This window comes from Plantibacter sp. MPB07 (assembly GCF_046619465.1).
Lineage (GTDB): Bacteria > Actinomycetota > Actinomycetes > Actinomycetales > Microbacteriaceae > Plantibacter > Plantibacter auratus.
Genome location: NZ_CP177043.1, coordinates 3,678,142 through 3,693,011, shown reverse-complemented (window position 1 = coordinate 3,693,011; position 14,870 = coordinate 3,678,142). Strand labels below are relative to the sequence as shown.

General features: G+C 72.4%; 15 protein-coding genes. 4 read left to right on the top strand and 11 right to left on the bottom strand.

Annotated features, from left to right (window positions below; genetic code table 11):
- Positions 1-37 precede the first annotated feature (37 nt).
- Together ACLIME_RS17230 and ACLIME_RS17225 are read right to left on the bottom strand one after the other, a co-directional pair.
- On the bottom strand, positions 38-1,498 hold the full coding sequence (locus ACLIME_RS17230; protein WP_411557710.1) for a phytoene desaturase family protein: 1,461 nt from the start codon (positions 1,496-1,498) through the stop codon (positions 38-40).
- 5 nt (positions 1,499-1,503) lie between these two features.
- On the bottom strand, positions 1,504-2,502 hold the full coding sequence (locus tag ACLIME_RS17225) for an SDR family oxidoreductase (RefSeq protein WP_411557709.1): 999 nt from the start codon (positions 2,500-2,502) through the stop codon (positions 1,504-1,506).
- 288 nt (positions 2,503-2,790) lie between these two features.
- On the opposite strand from ACLIME_RS17225, the gene ACLIME_RS17220 reads away from it, so the two are divergent.
- Positions 2,791-3,468, top strand: a complete 678-nt coding sequence (locus tag ACLIME_RS17220) for a DUF6766 family protein (RefSeq protein WP_411557708.1) — start codon at positions 2,791-2,793, stop codon at positions 3,466-3,468.
- 245 nt (positions 3,469-3,713) lie between these two features.
- Here the strand turns inward: ACLIME_RS17220 and ACLIME_RS17215 are convergent, their stop codons facing one another.
- The 3 genes from ACLIME_RS17215 to ACLIME_RS17205 are packed head-to-tail and all read right to left on the bottom strand — an operon-like array spanning position 3,714 to position 5,583.
- Complete coding sequence (locus ACLIME_RS17215; RefSeq protein ID WP_411557707.1) at positions 3,714-4,346, bottom strand: DUF3618 domain-containing protein; 633 nt, start codon at positions 4,344-4,346, stop codon at positions 3,714-3,716.
- On the bottom strand, positions 4,343-4,759 hold the full coding sequence (locus tag ACLIME_RS17210) for a phage holin family protein (RefSeq protein ID WP_411557706.1): 417 nt from the start codon (positions 4,757-4,759) through the stop codon (positions 4,343-4,345). Before ACLIME_RS17210 ends, ACLIME_RS17215 begins: the two co-directional genes overlap by 4 nt.
- Positions 4,756-5,583 (bottom strand): hypothetical protein, encoded by an 828-nt coding sequence (locus ACLIME_RS17205; protein ID WP_411557705.1) that lies wholly within the window; start codon positions 5,581-5,583, stop codon positions 4,756-4,758. The genes ACLIME_RS17210 and ACLIME_RS17205 overlap by 4 nt, the downstream gene beginning before the upstream one ends.
- A 234-nt stretch (positions 5,584-5,817) precedes the next feature.
- Here ACLIME_RS17205 and ACLIME_RS17200 point away from each other — a divergent pair, with 234 nt between their 5' ends.
- Both ACLIME_RS17200 and ACLIME_RS17195 read left to right on the top strand, forming a co-directional pair.
- Positions 5,818-6,522: a GAF and ANTAR domain-containing protein gene (locus tag ACLIME_RS17200; protein WP_411557704.1), complete on the top strand. Its 705-nt coding sequence runs from the start codon at positions 5,818-5,820 to the stop codon at positions 6,520-6,522.
- A complete protein-coding gene (locus tag ACLIME_RS17195; protein ID WP_411557703.1) occupies positions 6,519-7,298 on the top strand; it encodes an ANTAR domain-containing protein in 780 nt (259 codons plus the stop codon). The genes ACLIME_RS17200 and ACLIME_RS17195 overlap by 4 nt, the downstream gene beginning before the upstream one ends.
- A 96-nt stretch (positions 7,299-7,394) precedes the next feature.
- On the opposite strand, the gene ACLIME_RS17190 is transcribed toward ACLIME_RS17195, so the two are convergent.
- Genes ACLIME_RS17190 through ACLIME_RS17180 form a run of 3 tightly spaced genes read right to left on the bottom strand, consistent with a single transcriptional unit; the run spans position 7,395 to position 10,708 of the window.
- Positions 7,395-7,715 carry a hypothetical protein gene (locus ACLIME_RS17190; protein WP_411557702.1) on the bottom strand — a complete coding sequence of 107 codons (321 nt, stop codon included), beginning with the start codon at positions 7,713-7,715 and terminating at the stop codon, positions 7,395-7,397.
- 48 nt (positions 7,716-7,763) lie between these two features.
- Positions 7,764-9,308: a D-glycero-beta-D-manno-heptose 1-phosphate adenylyltransferase gene (rfaE2, locus tag ACLIME_RS17185; RefSeq protein WP_411557701.1), complete on the bottom strand. Its 1,545-nt coding sequence runs from the start codon at positions 9,306-9,308 to the stop codon at positions 7,764-7,766.
- Entirely contained in the window at positions 9,305-10,708 is a 1,404-nt protein-coding gene (locus ACLIME_RS17180; protein WP_411557700.1) for an aldehyde dehydrogenase family protein, read from the bottom strand. Before ACLIME_RS17180 ends, rfaE2 begins: the two co-directional genes overlap by 4 nt.
- A 187-nt stretch (positions 10,709-10,895) precedes the next feature.
- Between ACLIME_RS17180 and ACLIME_RS17175 the strand changes: the two genes are divergently transcribed.
- On the top strand, positions 10,896-11,975 hold the full coding sequence (locus ACLIME_RS17175) for a glycosyltransferase family 9 protein (RefSeq protein WP_411557699.1): 1,080 nt from the start codon (positions 10,896-10,898) through the stop codon (positions 11,973-11,975).
- A 12-nt stretch (positions 11,976-11,987) separates the two neighbouring features.
- Here ACLIME_RS17175 and ACLIME_RS17170 read toward each other — a convergent pair whose 3' ends face one another.
- The 3 genes from ACLIME_RS17170 to ACLIME_RS17160 form a co-directional block, all read right to left on the bottom strand.
- Positions 11,988-12,683 carry an SDR family oxidoreductase gene (locus tag ACLIME_RS17170; RefSeq protein WP_411557698.1) on the bottom strand — a complete coding sequence of 232 codons (696 nt, stop codon included), beginning with the start codon at positions 12,681-12,683 and terminating at the stop codon, positions 11,988-11,990.
- A 63-nt stretch (positions 12,684-12,746) separates the two neighbouring features.
- The gene (locus ACLIME_RS17165) at positions 12,747-14,207 is read right to left on the bottom strand and encodes a PfkB family carbohydrate kinase (RefSeq protein ID WP_411557697.1); all 1,461 of its coding nucleotides are present in this window, start codon (positions 14,205-14,207) and stop codon (positions 12,747-12,749) included.
- On the bottom strand, positions 14,207-14,866 hold the full coding sequence (locus ACLIME_RS17160; protein WP_411557696.1) for an SIS domain-containing protein: 660 nt from the start codon (positions 14,864-14,866) through the stop codon (positions 14,207-14,209). The genes ACLIME_RS17165 and ACLIME_RS17160 overlap by 1 nt, the downstream gene beginning before the upstream one ends.
- Between the last annotated feature and the right edge of the window lie 4 nt (positions 14,867-14,870).

The window sequence follows — 14,870 nt, the reverse complement described above, 5'->3', positions numbered from 1 at the left end:
GGGGATGGTCAGCGATGCATGAGCACAGGCTCCGGGCTCACTCCGGGGCGAGCGACGGCATACGCGTCCGGCCGAAGACGGAGCGGAGCGCGCTGCGTGCGGCATGCCACCCAGCGAGGCCGTGGACACCGGGCCCGGGCGGCGTGGAGGAGGAGCAGAGGAAGATGCCGGGGGTCGGCGTCCGCCACGGGTCGTTCGCGAGGACGGGCCGCGCCACGAGCTGCGCGAAGCTCGCGGCACCGGCGGCGATGTCCCCGAGCACGTAGTTGGGGTTGTACCGGGCCATGTCGCGGGCGGTCATCGACGAGGAGGTGAGCACCACGTCCCGGAACCCGGGCGCGAACCGCTCGATCTGCCGGGTGATCGCCTCGGTCTGGTCGAGGCCCGATCCGCTCGGCACATGGGTGTAGGCCCAGAGGACCTGGGCGTCGCCCGGAGCGCGCCCCGGGTCGCCGACGTCCGGCTGGGAGACGAGGACGTAGGGCGATTCGCTGTGGCGGCCGCGGGCGACGTCGCGCTCGGCAGCGGCGATCTCCGGACGGGTGCCACCGAGGTGCAGGGTGCCCGCCTTCGCCAACTCCGGGTTCGTCCACGGCACCGGGCCCGACAGGGCGAAGTCGACCTTGGCGACGCCGTCCCCGTAGCGGAAGTGGGAGAGCCGACGCAGGTACGCGTCCGGAAGCCGACTCCCGGCGATCTCGGCGAGCGCCTTCGGTGTCGTGTCGAACAGGACGGCTCGTGCCGACGGGAGCTCGTCGATCGACCGCACCTCGGTGCCCGTCACGATCTCACCGCCGTGGGCCAGGAGGTCGGCGGCGAGCGCGTCGACGATCGCCTGGCTGCCACCGACGGGGATGGGCCAACCGCGGGCGTGCGCATACGCGCCGAGCGACAGGGCGGCGGCCGAAGTCGCGAGGCTCGGCATCGGGCGGATGGAGTGGGCGGCGACACCGCTGAGCATCGCCGGAGCGGTCTCCTCACGGAACCGGAGGTTCCACGCGGGGCTACCCTGCTCGAGCGCGCGGAGGCCGAAGCGGGCGACGGTGACCGGGTGACGTGGCACCTGCAGCAGCTTGCCGCCCGTGAACTGGGAGACGCGGTCGGCGTCGGCTGCGAGCGGACCCATGAGCGAGCGCCAGGCTGCACCGTCGCGACCGAGGGCGTCCGCGGTGCGGGCGAGGTCGCGGTAGGCGATGCCGGCACGGCCGCCGTCGAGCGGGTGGGCGTAGGAGATCTCCGGGACGACGAGCTCGATGCGGCGTTCGAGCTGGAAGGAACGGAAGAACCCGGAGGCGAGCGCCATCGGGTGCACGGCGGAGCAGATGTCGTGATGGAAGCCGGGGAGCGTCAGCTCGGCGGTCCTGGCACCACCACCGATCGTGTCACCGCGCTCGACCACCTGCACGTGCAGGCCGGCCCGGGCGAGGGTCACCGCGGCTGCGAGCCCGTTGGGGCCCGCGCCGACGACCACTGCGTCGAACTGCTCGCGCCGCGCCATCGCGCTCAGCGCCGCTTCGCCGCGCCGGCCACGAGGGCGACACCCGCTGCGAGGGTGCCGGCGGCGGTCGCGTACACGGCCCGCCGGTGGCGGATCGCCCAGGTCTGCGGGCTCCACGAGTGCGCCTTGTCGCTGAAGACGCCGCGAGCACCGTGGTCGCCGGGGGCCGGCTCGTACACGTTGTCGGGCATCCGCGGGTCGTGCTTGTCCGGCGCGAGCTGACCGGAGTAACCCGTCCGGGCGAGGAACCAGTCGAGGAACGACCCGGCGAAGCGGTCACCGAGGATCGTGCCGACGGTCGACTCCCCCACCCAGGTGCGTCGACGTGGGCGGTCGGCGACGTCGGCGATCGCGGTGGCACCGACCTCAGGCTGGTAGATGGGCGGCACCGGCTGCGGGTGGTCGGGCAGCTGCGATTTCACCCAGCTGAACTGGATCGTGTTGAGGGCGGGCATGTCGACCGTCGAGAGCTTCACGGCGCTGCCCGCGTGGAGCAGTTCGGCCGTCACCGACTCGGTGAGCCCACGGGCTCCGAACTTGGAGCCGCAGTACGCCGCCTGCAACGGGATGCCGCGGTGGGCGAGGGCGGAACCGACCTGGATCACGTGCCCGCGGTCGCGCGGCGTCATTCGCGAGAGGGCGGCGCGGGTGCCGTTGACGAAGCCGAAGAAGTTGACCGCGACCGCGCGCTCGAAGTCCTGCGGCTCGGTGGTGAGGAAGTCGCCGAACACGCCGACCATCGCCCCGTTCACCCACAGCTCGATCGGACCGAGCTCCGCCTCGACGCGGTCCGCCGCCTGCTCGACGGCCTCGCGGTCGGCGACGTCGGTGGGGATCCCGAGGGCTCGACGACCGGCCTGCTCGACCTCGGCGACGGTCGCAGCGAGCCCGTCCTCGCCGCGGGCCAGGACGGCGACGTCCCAGCCGCGTGCTGCGAGTTCACGGACCGTCGCCCGGCCGAGTCCTGCCGTGCCACCCGTGACGACGGCGACCCCGCGGCTCATCGGGCGGCCGATCGGACGGTGGTGGGCAGCTGCGAGGCCAGGCGGTCGGACGCTTCGGGAGTCTGGGGCATGACGGCCACGTTAGGCGAGTCGGCGGGTTCCGACCCTCCCCTTGCATTTCCGGCGAGGGCGAATAACACACGGTTCGCCGGGCAACCGCAAGCGGGGCGGGCGACCTCGGGATCGGCGTAGCGTCTGGGTCATGAAAGTCGTCTTCACCGCGTGGTCACTCGTGATCGTCATCGGACTCGTCGCCATGTTCGCCGTCGTGTTGTCGGGACGGTGACCATGAGACGCGCACTCCGGAACCACGGCCTCAGTGTCTTCTTCGGCGTCATCTTCGCGCTCGCGCTGCTCGGGCAGTCCTTCGCCGGACTCGCCGCGTACAACGACGAGCAGCGGTCGCACAGCCTGCCACCGGTCGGCTTCCTCGACTTCGTCACCTCCTCGGAGTTCGTCGTCGACGTCGCCGAGAACTGGCAGTCCGAGTTCCTCCAGTTCTTCCTCTTCATCCTCGCGACCGTGTGGCTCGTGCAGCGGGGTTCGCCGGAGTCGAAGAAGCCCGGCGACGAGGGACTCGGTGACGACGAGGAACAGCTCCTGGGTGAGCACGCGCCGGCCGACGCGCCGAAGTGGGCTCGCGTGGTCGGATGGCGGCGGACGCTGTACTCGAACTCGCTGCTGCTCGTGATGGGTGCGGTGTTCCTCGCCTCCTGGGCGGCGCAGGCGGTCGCGGGGCGGGTCACCTACAACGCGGAACAGCTCGAGCACGGCCAGGCACCCGTCGACCTGCTGGGGTATGTGACCTCCGCGGACTTCTGGAACCGCACGCTCCAGAACTGGCAGTCGGAGTTCCTCGCCGTCGGGTGCATGGTCGCGTTCTCGATCTTCCTCCGACAGCGCGGGTCCTCGGAGTCGAAGCCCGTCGGGACGCCGCACGACGAGACGAGCACCGAGGCGGAGTAGCCCGTCGACAGGCTCGGGGACCAAGGTCAGTCCACGTCTCGCGCCGCACGCTGCCGGATGCGGCGCCCCTCCGCCTCGTCACGCGCCTCGGTGCGCTCGGCCTTGTCGCTCGCCCGGGTGATGACTCCTTCGAGCCGGTACGGGGTGGACGGGTGCTGGTGCCGGTGCTGGTGCTGGTGCCGGAGAACACCACGGCCGGGCCACTCGTCGTGGCCCGGCCGGGGTGTCGCCTGCGGCGTTCGCTGCTACTGGTTCGACTGCTGCACGGCGTGCTTCGCCTGGCCGGCGTCCTCCTTCACGTCCTGGACGGCGCCGGTCGCCTCGGTACGCACCTGCTCGGCGGCGTCCGTGGCCTCGGATCTCACCGCGTCGACCGCGTCCATCGCCGGTTCACGCAGGTGCTCGGCGGCCTCCTTCGCGGCGTCCGTCACGTCGTCGACGATCGGTTGCGCCGCGTCCTTGACGCTCGATGCGAGCTGTCGCTCCCTCGTGCTCGACGGCAGGAGTGCCGAGACGAGGAGTCCGGCGCCGAACGCCATGAGCCCGACGGCGATGGGAGCGCCCTCCAACTTCTCGACGGCGCGCTTCGGAGCCGCGGTGATCGAGTCGCCGGCCGAGCCGACGGCTCCGGTGGCGGTGTCGGTCAGATCGGAGGCGACGCCGAACACGCGGTCCTTGACGGATCCGAGCGCGTTCTTCGCCTTCGCCTTCTCCCGCTCGACGATCTTCGAGGGGGTGACCTTGTCGGCCAGGGCGTCGACGTCGCTGCCGAGTTCGGCCCTGGTGCGCTCGATGTCGGCCCGGATCCGGTCCGGGTCGCTGCTGTCGGTCGTCCCTGCGTCACCCGTGGGACCCGTGGTGTTGCTGATGTCGCTCATCGGTTCTCCTCGTTCTTCTTGAGCGTGTCTGGAATGTGCTTCACGGTGTCGATGGTCTGCGGCATGCCCTTCACCTGCTGCATCGCCGACCTGCCGACCACGAACAGGATCGTCGCGATGATCGCCCAGACCCCGGCGACGATCAGCGCCGACCAGCCGTTGCCGACCAGCGTGCCGAGCGCCCACCACAGGGCGATGGAGAGGAAGAACACCGTCATCAGGGCGGCGTATCCCGCACCTCCCATGAGGCCGGCTCCGGTCCCCGCGCGTTTCGCGGACTGCCGGACCTCGGCCTTCGCGAGCTCGACCTCCTGACGCATGAGCGTCGAGATGTCCCGCGAGACCTCGCCGAGCAGATCACCGAGCGAGGTGTTCGCCGCCTGCTGCTCCGACGGCGTCGGATGGTCCGTCATGGTCTGGTCCCCTCCGTGTCACCTGCGCCCATGTCACCCAGGCCGGCGTCGCCCGTCCCCGCTCCGCCGACAGCGAGGTCGTCGGAGCCGAACTGGTTGGTGGTGTCACCCACGCGCCCGGTGGGGTCGCCGACCGGACTCGTGGTGTCGAACGCGGCGTCCCCGAGCGGGTCGCCGCCGTCCGGTCCGGCCGAGGGCGAGGGCACGAGCGGCACGCCCGCTGGCGCGAGTTCGACGTCGGCGTCGTCGGCAGGACCGGCGGCTGCAGCCGAGGGCGCGTCCGCCGACGGGGTCGAGGGTCGCGTGGCGGAGTCGGAGGGCCCGGTCTCCTTCGCCGCGGCCGCGAGGTTCTTCGTCAGTCGACCGGCCACGACCCCCGCGAGCGCCGCGAGTCCGATGAACGTGCCCGGGCTCCGCCGAGCGAAGTCCTTGACCTCGCTGAGGAGCGACCCGGGGTCACGGGCGTCGAGCCAGGAGGCAACGGCGTCGGCTCGCCCGGCCGCCTGCGACACGAGGTCGGCGGCGATCCCCGGCTGCTCGCTCGAGCGGGCCATGCCGCCGAGCTCCTCTCCGAGCGACCGCAGCCCGGCGGCGACCCGCTGCTGCTGCAGCCCTGCCTGCTCGACGAGTTCGCTGCGCGATTCGTGCAGCAGGTCCTTCGCCTGACGGCGCGCTTCGCCGGCGACCTGGGTCGCGGCGTCCTTCGCCGTCGCGGCGACGTCCCCGGCGGATGCCTTGGCGCTGGCGGCGAGGTCACCCGCCTGTTCCCTGGCCGTGTCGACGGCTCCGCCGTGCCCTGTTGAGGGCGAATCGATATCAGTCATGGGTGAGCCCTTTCTTCATCGAAGCCGCTGCGTCCGAATGCGTCTGCGGCGTTGCATCCCAGCGTGCAGAATCGTCGAAAAGCACGTTCGAACCTGGTCTCAGACGCCGGAGGGGCGTATGCTCCCACCTTCGGCCCCGACGTGTCCAGCGACCCGCACCGTTCCCACCGTCTGCTGGATGATGCCTTTACGATGTTGGACAGGACACCCGTCGATCGTGGAAGGAGCGGCGTCATGAGCGACACCTTCGCCGTCGTGTACAGCGCGCTCGAACGGGTCGACGATGACGACCAACTCGTCGAGCCGATCCTGCACCTGCTGCCGCTCTCGGGCGTCTCCATCGCCACCCTCGGCGACGCCCTCAGCGCGGAGACGATCGCGGCGAGCGACTCCCAGGTCGCCCTGCTCGACGAGATCCAGTTCGACCTGACCGAGGGACCCTGCTGGGATGCGGTCGGCAGCGGGCACCCCGTGCTCGAGGCCGCCATCCAGCGCAACGGGTACGCCTTCTGGCCCTCGTTCACGGAGGCGATCCGCGGGCACGAGGTCGGCTCGGTCTTCGCCTTCCCGCTGCGGGTCGGTCCTCTACAGGTGGGTGCCGTCGAGCTCTACGACACCGAGGAACGCACCCTCGGCGAGCAGGCGGTCGAGGAGATGATGTCACTCACGCGCCCGCTCAGCCGCTATGTGCTCCGCCGGACCCTGGAACTCGCGAGCCTGCCGGACACCGAGCAACTGAAGCCGCACGCGCGACGCCGGATCCACCAGGCGACGGGGTTCGTGATCGCCCAGCTCGGACTCACCCCCGACGACGCCCACCTGTTCATCCAGGCCCAGGCCTTCGCGCAGAACCGCTCCATGGCCGAGGTCGCCGAGGACATCCTCGAGCGGCGCACCGGCTACGTGCTCCGGGACGATTCGATCGAAGACGACCGATGAGCGGGGACGGCAGCGGCAGAGACGCCGGACAGGGACTCGATCACGGCGCGGGACTCGGGCACGGCACGGGACTCGGACACGGTGCCGAACTCCTCGAGGTCTTCGCCACCCTGGCGGACACCCTCATCGACGACTACGACGTCGTCGACCTCCTCCAGACGCTCGTCGACGCCAGCGTCGACCTCCTCGACGTCGACGCGTCCGGGATCCTGCTCGCCGACCAGCACGGCGACCTCGACCTCATCGCGTCGACGAGCGAGTCGAGTCGGCTCGTCGAGCTGATCCAGTTGAGCGCCGACGAGGGTCCCTGCATCGAGAGCTTCCGCGGCGGGATGGCCGTGGCCGTGCCCGAGATCAGCGCGGTCGCCGGCGAATGGCCGAGGTTTGCCCAGGCGGCGGCCGACGCGGGGTTCGCCTCGGTGTACGCGGTGCCGCTCCGGCTCCGACGGACCACCATCGGCACGCTCAACCTGTTCCGGACGGCGTCCGAGGACCTCGACGAGCTCGAGACCCGAGCCGCACAGGCGATGGCCGACGTCGCGACCATCGGCATCCTGCACGAACGCACCCTGCGCGCGAGCGATGCCGCACGCGAGCAGCTGGAGCGCGCGCTCCAGTCGCGCGTCACCATCGAGCAGGCGAAGGGCGTCGTCGCCTTCACCGCCTCGATCTCAGTGGAGGACGCCTTCGAGCGGCTCCGCACACACGCCCGCAGCTCGCGCCGGTCGCTCGCGGACGTGGCCAGGGACGTCGTGGAGCGCCGCCTGGAGCTGTAGCGTCCACCCCGACGGCGGCTTCAGCGCGCCGGCCTCACCAAGCCGCCGGTCTCACCACGCTGCCGGCCTCACCACGCCTCTGACGTGTCCTCGGGGTCATGCGCCGACGTCCGTCCACGCGGTGCCGACGAGCACGAGCACGGCGATGAGGCTCAGGGCGACCATCGCTCCGTAGAGCGCCGCGAGCGTGCGCAGGCGACGACGACCGGAGGTGCCTCGCGTCCGCACGACCACCATCGCCGCGTACACGAGCAGTACGGCCGCCGCGCTCCCCCACGCGATCACCGGTTGCACGGTGCCGAGCAGCGCGAACATCCCCACGAGGAGCGCGGCGGTGATCCCTCCGATGACGATCCACGAGTCCCCTCGTGTGGTCGTGAGCGCCGGCTGGTCCCGCATCCGATTCGAGTCGTCCATCACCCCGACGCTAGGCGTAGGAGGTCGTGGGCGATCCGACCTTGACACTCACGGGTGGCGCATGGTGGATGTCTCAGGGGTCGCCGTCACGGACCGGATGCGGTCCACGACCCGGGTGGTGGAGTGGTCGGGCAGGTAGTCGAGGATGCGCACCTCGCCCCCGGCCGCTCGCACGACCGGTGTCTCGGCGAGCATCTCGGGGGTGTAGTCGCCACCCTTCGCGTAGACGTCCGGCCGGAGAGCCTCCAGCAGGGCGATGGGGGTGTCCTCGTCGAAGGCCGTCAGGTAGTCGATGCAGTCGAGCGCCTCGAGCACCGCGATGCGGTCCCCGAGCGGGTTCACCGGTCGCTCCGGGCCCTTCAGACGCCGGACGGACGCGTCGTCGTTGAGCGCGACGACGAGCACGTCTCCGAGCGCTTTCGCCTGCCGGAGGTGCGTCGTGTGGCCACGATGGATGACGTCGAAGCACCCGTTCGTGAAGACGACGCGCGCTCCAGCGACCCGGCGGGCGGCGAGTGCATCGACGAGCTCCGATGCCGCGAGGAACCGCGTGCCGACCGGATCACCGTCCGAGCCTCGGAGTTCCCGTTCGACGTCGGCGAGTCGCGCCACCGCGGTGCCCGGTCGCGCGGTGACGACGTCAGCTGCGGCCTGGGCGAAGCCCGCCCCGACGCCGAGGGGTGCCCCGACGGCGACCGCGGTCGCGAGCGCCGCGACGAAGGTGTCCCCCGCTCCGGAGGCCTGGTGCTCGGGCGCGCTCCTCGCGCGGGTCCGCGACGGCGCACGTCCCGGGTCGAGGGCGACGGTGCCGTCGCGGTCGAGGGTGACGACGACGGCCGAGGAACCGGACGCCGCCAGGAGCTCGTCCCGGGCAGCTTCGACGGCGACGGCGCGATCGATGCCGTGGCCGAGCGGACGCCCGAGGAGCAGGCCGGCCTCCAGGGCGTTCGGTGTCACGAGGTCCGGCCGCATCGGCGCCCACCGGCGCCCGTCGTGCGCGTCCACGACGATCGTGCGGGCGACCGGCCGCTCGGTGGCGAGCCAGGCGACGGTGTCGTCGTCGAAGCAACCGGTGCCGTAGTCGCAGAGGACGAGGACGTCGTCCGGGGTCACGGTGGAGAGCGCCCGCCGCAGCGCCGCGCGATCCACGTCGGACGGCTCGCCCTTCGGCAGGTGGTCGACCCGGACCACGATCTGATCGGCACCGACCACGCGGGTCTTGGACGCGGTGCACGCACCGTCCCGGACCACGACCCGGGCGGTGTCGACGCCGGCCCGCCGCAGCAGGGCGTCGAGCGCACGACCGTCCTCGTCGTCGCCGACGGTGGCGATGAGCGAGACGGAGGCGCCGAGCGCCGCGAGGTTCACCGCCGTGTTCGCGGCCCCGCCGGCGCACAGCTCCGGCTCGTCGACCTCGACGACCGGCACCGGCGCCTCCCGACTGACCCGGGTGACGTCGCCCCGCAACCAGCGATCGAGGATCGCGTCGCCGGCGACCACGACCCGGGGTGCTGCGGACCGGATCCGCGCTGCGATGTCCCGGAGCGCGTCGTGCATCGCATCACGCTCCGCCCGCAGCCCGACGTCACTCACGGCGCCGCCTCGAGGTGGACGACCTTCGTCAGGGTCATCTCGTCCAACAGGCCGGGTCCGTACCCGAAACCGGAACCGCTCTCGCCCCGGGGTTCCGCGGAGCCTCCCGGCGCACCACCGAACACGGCGTTGACCTTGACGGTCCCGACGGGGAGCGCGGCGATCGCCCGGTGCGCGTTCGCCATCGACCCGGTGAGCACCGTCGCGGCGAGCCCGTGCGGGTCTGCGGCCGCGAGGCGGACGGCCTCGTCGAAGTCCGCGACCACCATCACTGGCGCGACGGGCCCGAAGGTCTCCTCCCGCATCACCCGCATGCCGGGTCGGCAGTCGGCGAGGACCGTCGCCGGGTAGAACGAGCCGGGCCCTTCGGGGACGGTGCCGCCCGTGAGGAGCCTGGCGCCGTCCTCGACCGCGTCGACGACGTGCTCGTGCACGATCCTCCGCAACTCCCCGTCCACGAGCGGGCCGGACTCCGCGTCGGCGGTCCACCGCACCGCCTCCGCGACGAGGGCGTCGAGGAACGGTCCGGCGATGTCGGAGTGCACCAGGACCCGCTCGACAGAGGTGCAGATCTGGCCGGCGTTCGCGAAGGCGCCGAGCGCCGTCTGGGCCGCCGCCCAGGACGGATCGACGTCGGCATCGACGAGGATGGCGTCGTTCCCGCCGTTCTCGCGGATGACGTGGGCCCCCGTCAGCACGGCGGCACGGGCGATCCGCGCTCCGGTCGCCGACGACCCGACGTGCGCGACCATCGCGACGCCGACCGTGGAGGTGAGGGCGGCCCCGGTGCGTCCGTCTCCCGAGATCGTCACGACCACGCCCGGCGGCAGGACGTCCGCGAACACCGCTCCGAGCATCTCCCCGACGTGCGGGCAGCGCTCACTCGGTTTGTGCACGACCGTGTTGCCCGTCACCACAGCGGCGGCGATGAGGCCGACGGCGACCGCGACCGGGTCGTTCCAGGGGGTGATCACGGCGACGACGCCGCGCGGCTCTGCGACCGTGAAGTCCACGGCTGTCGCCGCACCCCGCAGCGCCCGCCCGGCGTGCAGCGGCCCGAGTTCGGCGTACTGCCGTGCGGTCCCGATCGCGGCTCGGACACCGCCGAGGGCGTCAGCGATCGACTTCCCCGTCTCCCGGTGGTTGAGATCGGCCAGCTCCTCCTCGCGGGCGGCGAGGGCATCGGCGACCGCGTGGAGCGCCGCACCACGTTCGGCCGGTGTCCGCGCGGCCCACTCGCCGAAGGAGGCTGCGGCCACCACGACGGCGTCGGCGACCTCGTGCGCGGTCGCGATGCGGACCGATCCGACGGATTCGCCCGTGCGCGGGTCGGTGATGGGGAGGAGGTCGGGCTGCTCGAACCGATCGGACTCGGCGGCGGCCAGCAGATGAGCGGACATAGAGGCCTCGTACCCAGCAGGGCGACCGTTTACACCTGCCGGATCGGAAGCCTGCAATGGGTTTCGGACGGCGCGATGCGGGGAACGGTGAAGCCGACGGTCGGCATGGCCGCAGACGACACCACGACGGAGAGGATGTGAGCAGGTGCGACGGACAGGGCTGCAGGAGGATGCTCGGTTCAGGGGGGTGCTGAAGATCGCCGTCCTGCGTGGCGGCGGCCTCGGCGACCTGCTGTTCGCGATGCCGGCGCTCGACGCGCTGGCCGAGGCGTATCCCGAGGCCGAGATCGTGCTGCTCGGCACACCGCTGCACCAGCAGTTGCTCGATCAGCGGCCCGGTCCGGTGTCGCGCGTCGAGGTGCTGCCGACGACCGCCGGCGTCTCCAGCGCGGACGGGTCGACCGACGAGGACGGCACGCGACGGTTCCTCGAGCGCATGCGGGCGGAGGGCTTCGACCTCGCCTGCCAGCTGCACGGCGGCGGCCGCAACTCCAATCCCTTCCTCCTCGGCCTCGGCGCCAGGCACACCGTCGGCACCGCGACCCCCGACGCCGCAGCGCTCGACCGCATGCTGCCCTACGTCTACTACCAGCACGAGGTCGTCCGCTGGCTGGAGACCGTGGCGCTCGCCGGCGCGCTCCCGGTGACGGGCGAACCGCGCGTGGTGGCGAGTCGGGCCGAACGTGCGCGTGGTCGGTCGCTGCTCGGGCGACGCGGCTCAGGCGTCGTCGTCATCCACCCGGGCGCGACCGATCCGCGGCGACGCTGGCCGACGGAACGGTTCGCGGAACTCGCCCGACGCGCCGCCACCCGGGGCAACACCGTGGTGTGCGTCGGTGACGCCGGCGACGCGGAACTCGCGGACCGCATCGTGCGGCAGGCGGCCTCCGACGGCCGGACCGAGGTCGTGTCGCTCGCGGGCAGACTCTCCCTGTCCGACCTTGTCGGCGTGCTCGCCCGCGCCGACGTGTTCGTCGGGAACGACAGCGGACCCCGCCACCTCGCGCAGGCGGTCGGCACCTCGACCGTCGGCATCTACTGGGTGGGGAACCTCATCAACGGCGGCCCGCTCAGTCGCGCCACCCAGCGGGTGCACCTGTCGTGGACCACCAGGTGCCCGGTGTGCGACCGCGACGTCACCCAGGTCGGGTGGACCGCCGAGCGCTGCGAGCACGACGACTCCTTCGTCGCCGAGGTCGGCGTCGACGACGTGGACGCCGACGTCGAGTCCCTCCTCAACGCCCGGAGCCTCCGCAGCGTGGCGTGAGCCGCTCCACCCTCACGGCCAGGACGGCTCCTCCTCGGGGCAGACGACGAGTTCGCGCAGTTCGACACCGCGCGGGCGCTGGAGCGCGAAGACGATGGCTGCAGCGACCTCGGCCGGGTCGATGAGCTTCGCGTCGGGTTCCGGCTTGTACTGCTCGTCGCGACCCTCGAAGAAGCGCGTGTCCATGCCCGCCGGGATCACGGTCGTGACCCCGAGCCGGCCCTTCGACTCCGCCGCGAGGGACCGCGAGAACCCGAGGACGGCGAACTTCGACGCACAGTAGGCGGTGGCGTCGCCGAGCGCACGGAGCGCGAGCGATGAGGCGATGGTGACCACCCGGCCGTGCGCCGCCTCGAGCGCGGGGAGCGCACCGCGGACGACGGCCGCGGTGCCGAGGAGGTTCACGGCGACGATGCGTTCCCAGTCGACGCCGGGCAGCGCGCCGAAGGGCGCCGGACGGTCGATGCCCGCGGCGGTCACCACCGAGTCGAGGCTACCGACCTCCGCGGCGATGCGGCCGACCAGGTCCTCCGTCGCCCTGGTGTCGGAGACGTCGACGGCGTACGCGTCCTCCGCGTCCGGGGCGACCTGGAGGTCGAGCACGATCGGTCGGCCACCGTGCTCGCGGACGGCGGCGGCGACCGCGGCACCGAGGCCGGCGGAGCCACCGCTGATGAGGACGTTGCCGAGGGGGCGGGAGGAGGTCATGGGGTCCTTTCGGGTTCGGGATGCTGGGGGTGGTCGGTGCAGGGATGGTCGGTGACCGGACGGTCAGCCGACGCGCGCGAGAGCACCTGCGAGGCGGGTGCTGGAACGGCCGGGGTGGTACGGGACGGTCACGGTCCGGCCACCCCACGCCGCGATGACGCCGGTCTCGGGCAGGTCCGCTGCGACGTAGTCGCCGCCCTTGACCCACACGTCCGGCCGGATCCTCCGGAGGACCGCCTCCGGGGTGTCCTCCTCGAACACGACGACGGCGTCGACGCACTCGAGCGCCTGAAGGAGGTCGGAGCGGTCGTCCTCGGCCATGATCGGTCGCTCCGGCCCCTTGAGCCGCCGCACCGAGTCGTCACTGTTGACGCACACGATGAGGCAGTCGCCGAGGGCCCGGGCAGCGGCGAGCGTCCGCGCGTGTCCGGCGTGGAGGAGGTCGAAGCAGCCACCGGTCGCGACGACGACACCACCGCGTTCCCGGGTGGCGTGGGCGACGGCGAGCGCGTCCGCGGAGTCCCCGCGCAGCGGACTCGTGTTCGCGGGTCGGTCGAGCGAGGCGACACCACCGCTCGCGACGAACCGCGCCGCGGCGGCGACCCCGGCGGCGACAGCGTCACCGAGGGGTTCACCGGCGGCGAGCTCCGACGCGACGGTCGCGGCCAGACGGTCGCCGGCTCCACAGGGGTCGGTGCCGTCCGACGGCGTGGCCGACACGAGGTGCGGGACCTGGGCTGCGACACGGTCCCGGCTGCGCAGGAGCGCCCCCTTCGCGCCGAGGGTCACCAGGACGGCCTCGCACCCCCACGATTCGAGGAGTGCGGCCGCGACGGTGTCGACACCGGCGAGGTCGTCAAAGACGGAGGCCCCGTCGTCGACGAGACCGTCGGCGAGCGCGAACGCCTCGCTTCGGTTCGGGGTGACGACCGCAGCCGCGCGCACCGGCGGTGAACCGTTCCTGTGGGGATCCCAGACGACGGGGATCCTCCCGCCGACACGGTCGAGCGCGTCCCGGAGCCGGGGGTCGGCTGCGACGCCGCGCCCGTAGTCGGCGACGACGACGGCGTCCACCTCGTCGAGTGCGTCGAGCATGTCCGCCGTGATCGTCGGTGCACCGGGGGGTTCGCAGCCTTCGTCGATCCGCACGATCGCGTGACCGTCACCGCGGACCCGCGTCTTCACCGGAGTGGGTGCCCCTGCAGGCCCGGCGACGACGCTGATGGACCCGGCACCCGGCAGTGCCGCGACGGCGTCGAGCGCGGCGCGCAGCTCACCCACCCGATCGTCGTCGCCGAGTGCGGTCACGAGGACGACGTCGACGCCGTCCCGCGCGAGGAGGGTGGCGACGAGCCCGGCGCCACCGGCACGGCCGACCGACCGTTCGACCGACACGACCGGCACCGGGGCGTCGGGACTCAGCCGGTCGGCCCGGCCGAGCAGGTCGACGTCGAGGAGGACGTCCCCGACGACGGCGATCCGCCGCCCGTGTCGGCGATCGCCCGTCGGGCGCATCCCGTCCATCATGGGGTCCTCCCGTTCCCAGCGGCTTCGCGCTGCGCGATGCGGTCGTCGAAGACCCGGCACAGCAGGTGCAGGGCCACGAGGTGCGCCTCCTGGGCGCCGGCCGACGGTCCCGGCAACGCGAGGTGTTCGTCGCACGCGTCGCACAGCGGGTTCGGTCCCGCTCCGGTCACGGCCCAGCTCCTCGCACCCACCCGCAGCGCGGCCTCGGCGGCGCGGAGGAGGTTGCGGCTCCGTCCGCTCGTGGAGAAGAGCATGACGATGTCCCCGGCCCGCGCGTGTGCGAGCACCTGCCGTGCGAACACCTCGTCGTAGCCGTAGTCGTTGGCGATGGCGGTGACACTCGAGGTCTCCGCGTGGAGCGACACCGCGGAGAACGGACGCCGCTCCCCGTCGAAGCGCCCGACGAGCTCCGCGGTCAGGTGCTGCGCCTCGGCCGCCGATCCGCCGTTGCCCGCGGCCAGGAGCCGTTGGCCGTGCATGAGCCGGTCAGCGAGTTCATCGCCCCAGGCGGTGATCCGCGGCAGCTGATCGCGCAACGCCTCGATCGCGCCGAGGTGGTCGTCGAGGTGTCCGTGCAGGATGCGGTCGATGGACGGCGCGGTGGCGTCCACGGTCCGCGGCGTGGTCGCCGGGGTCGGCGCCGCGGCGGTCGTCATGCCG

Coding starts and splice junctions, on each gene's coding strand:
- ACLIME_RS17230 (WP_411557710.1), bottom strand. CDS start 1,498: ATGGCGCGGCGCGAGCAGTTCGACGCAGTGGTCGTCGGCGCGGGCCCC.
- ACLIME_RS17225 (WP_411557709.1), bottom strand. CDS start 2,502: ATGAGCCGCGGGGTCGCCGTCGTCACGGGTGGCACGGCAGGACTCGGC.
- ACLIME_RS17220 (WP_411557708.1), top strand. CDS start 2,791: ATGAGACGCGCACTCCGGAACCACGGCCTCAGTGTCTTCTTCGGCGTC.
- ACLIME_RS17215 (WP_411557707.1), bottom strand. CDS start 4,346: ATGAGCGACATCAGCAACACCACGGGTCCCACGGGTGACGCAGGGACG.
- ACLIME_RS17210 (WP_411557706.1), bottom strand. CDS start 4,759: ATGACGGACCATCCGACGCCGTCGGAGCAGCAGGCGGCGAACACCTCG.
- ACLIME_RS17205 (WP_411557705.1), bottom strand. CDS start 5,583: ATGACTGATATCGATTCGCCCTCAACAGGGCACGGCGGAGCCGTCGAC.
- ACLIME_RS17200 (WP_411557704.1), top strand. CDS start 5,818: ATGAGCGACACCTTCGCCGTCGTGTACAGCGCGCTCGAACGGGTCGAC.
- ACLIME_RS17195 (WP_411557703.1), top strand. CDS start 6,519: ATGAGCGGGGACGGCAGCGGCAGAGACGCCGGACAGGGACTCGATCAC.
- ACLIME_RS17190 (WP_411557702.1), bottom strand. CDS start 7,715: ATGGACGACTCGAATCGGATGCGGGACCAGCCGGCGCTCACGACCACA.
- ACLIME_RS17180 (WP_411557700.1), bottom strand. CDS start 10,708: ATGTCCGCTCATCTGCTGGCCGCCGCCGAGTCCGATCGGTTCGAGCAG.
- ACLIME_RS17170 (WP_411557698.1), bottom strand. CDS start 12,683: ATGACCTCCTCCCGCCCCCTCGGCAACGTCCTCATCAGCGGTGGCTCC.
- ACLIME_RS17165 (WP_411557697.1), bottom strand. CDS start 14,207: ATGGACGGGATGCGCCCGACGGGCGATCGCCGACACGGGCGGCGGATC.
- ACLIME_RS17160 (WP_411557696.1), bottom strand. CDS start 14,866: ATGACGACCGCCGCGGCGCCGACCCCGGCGACCACGCCGCGGACCGTG.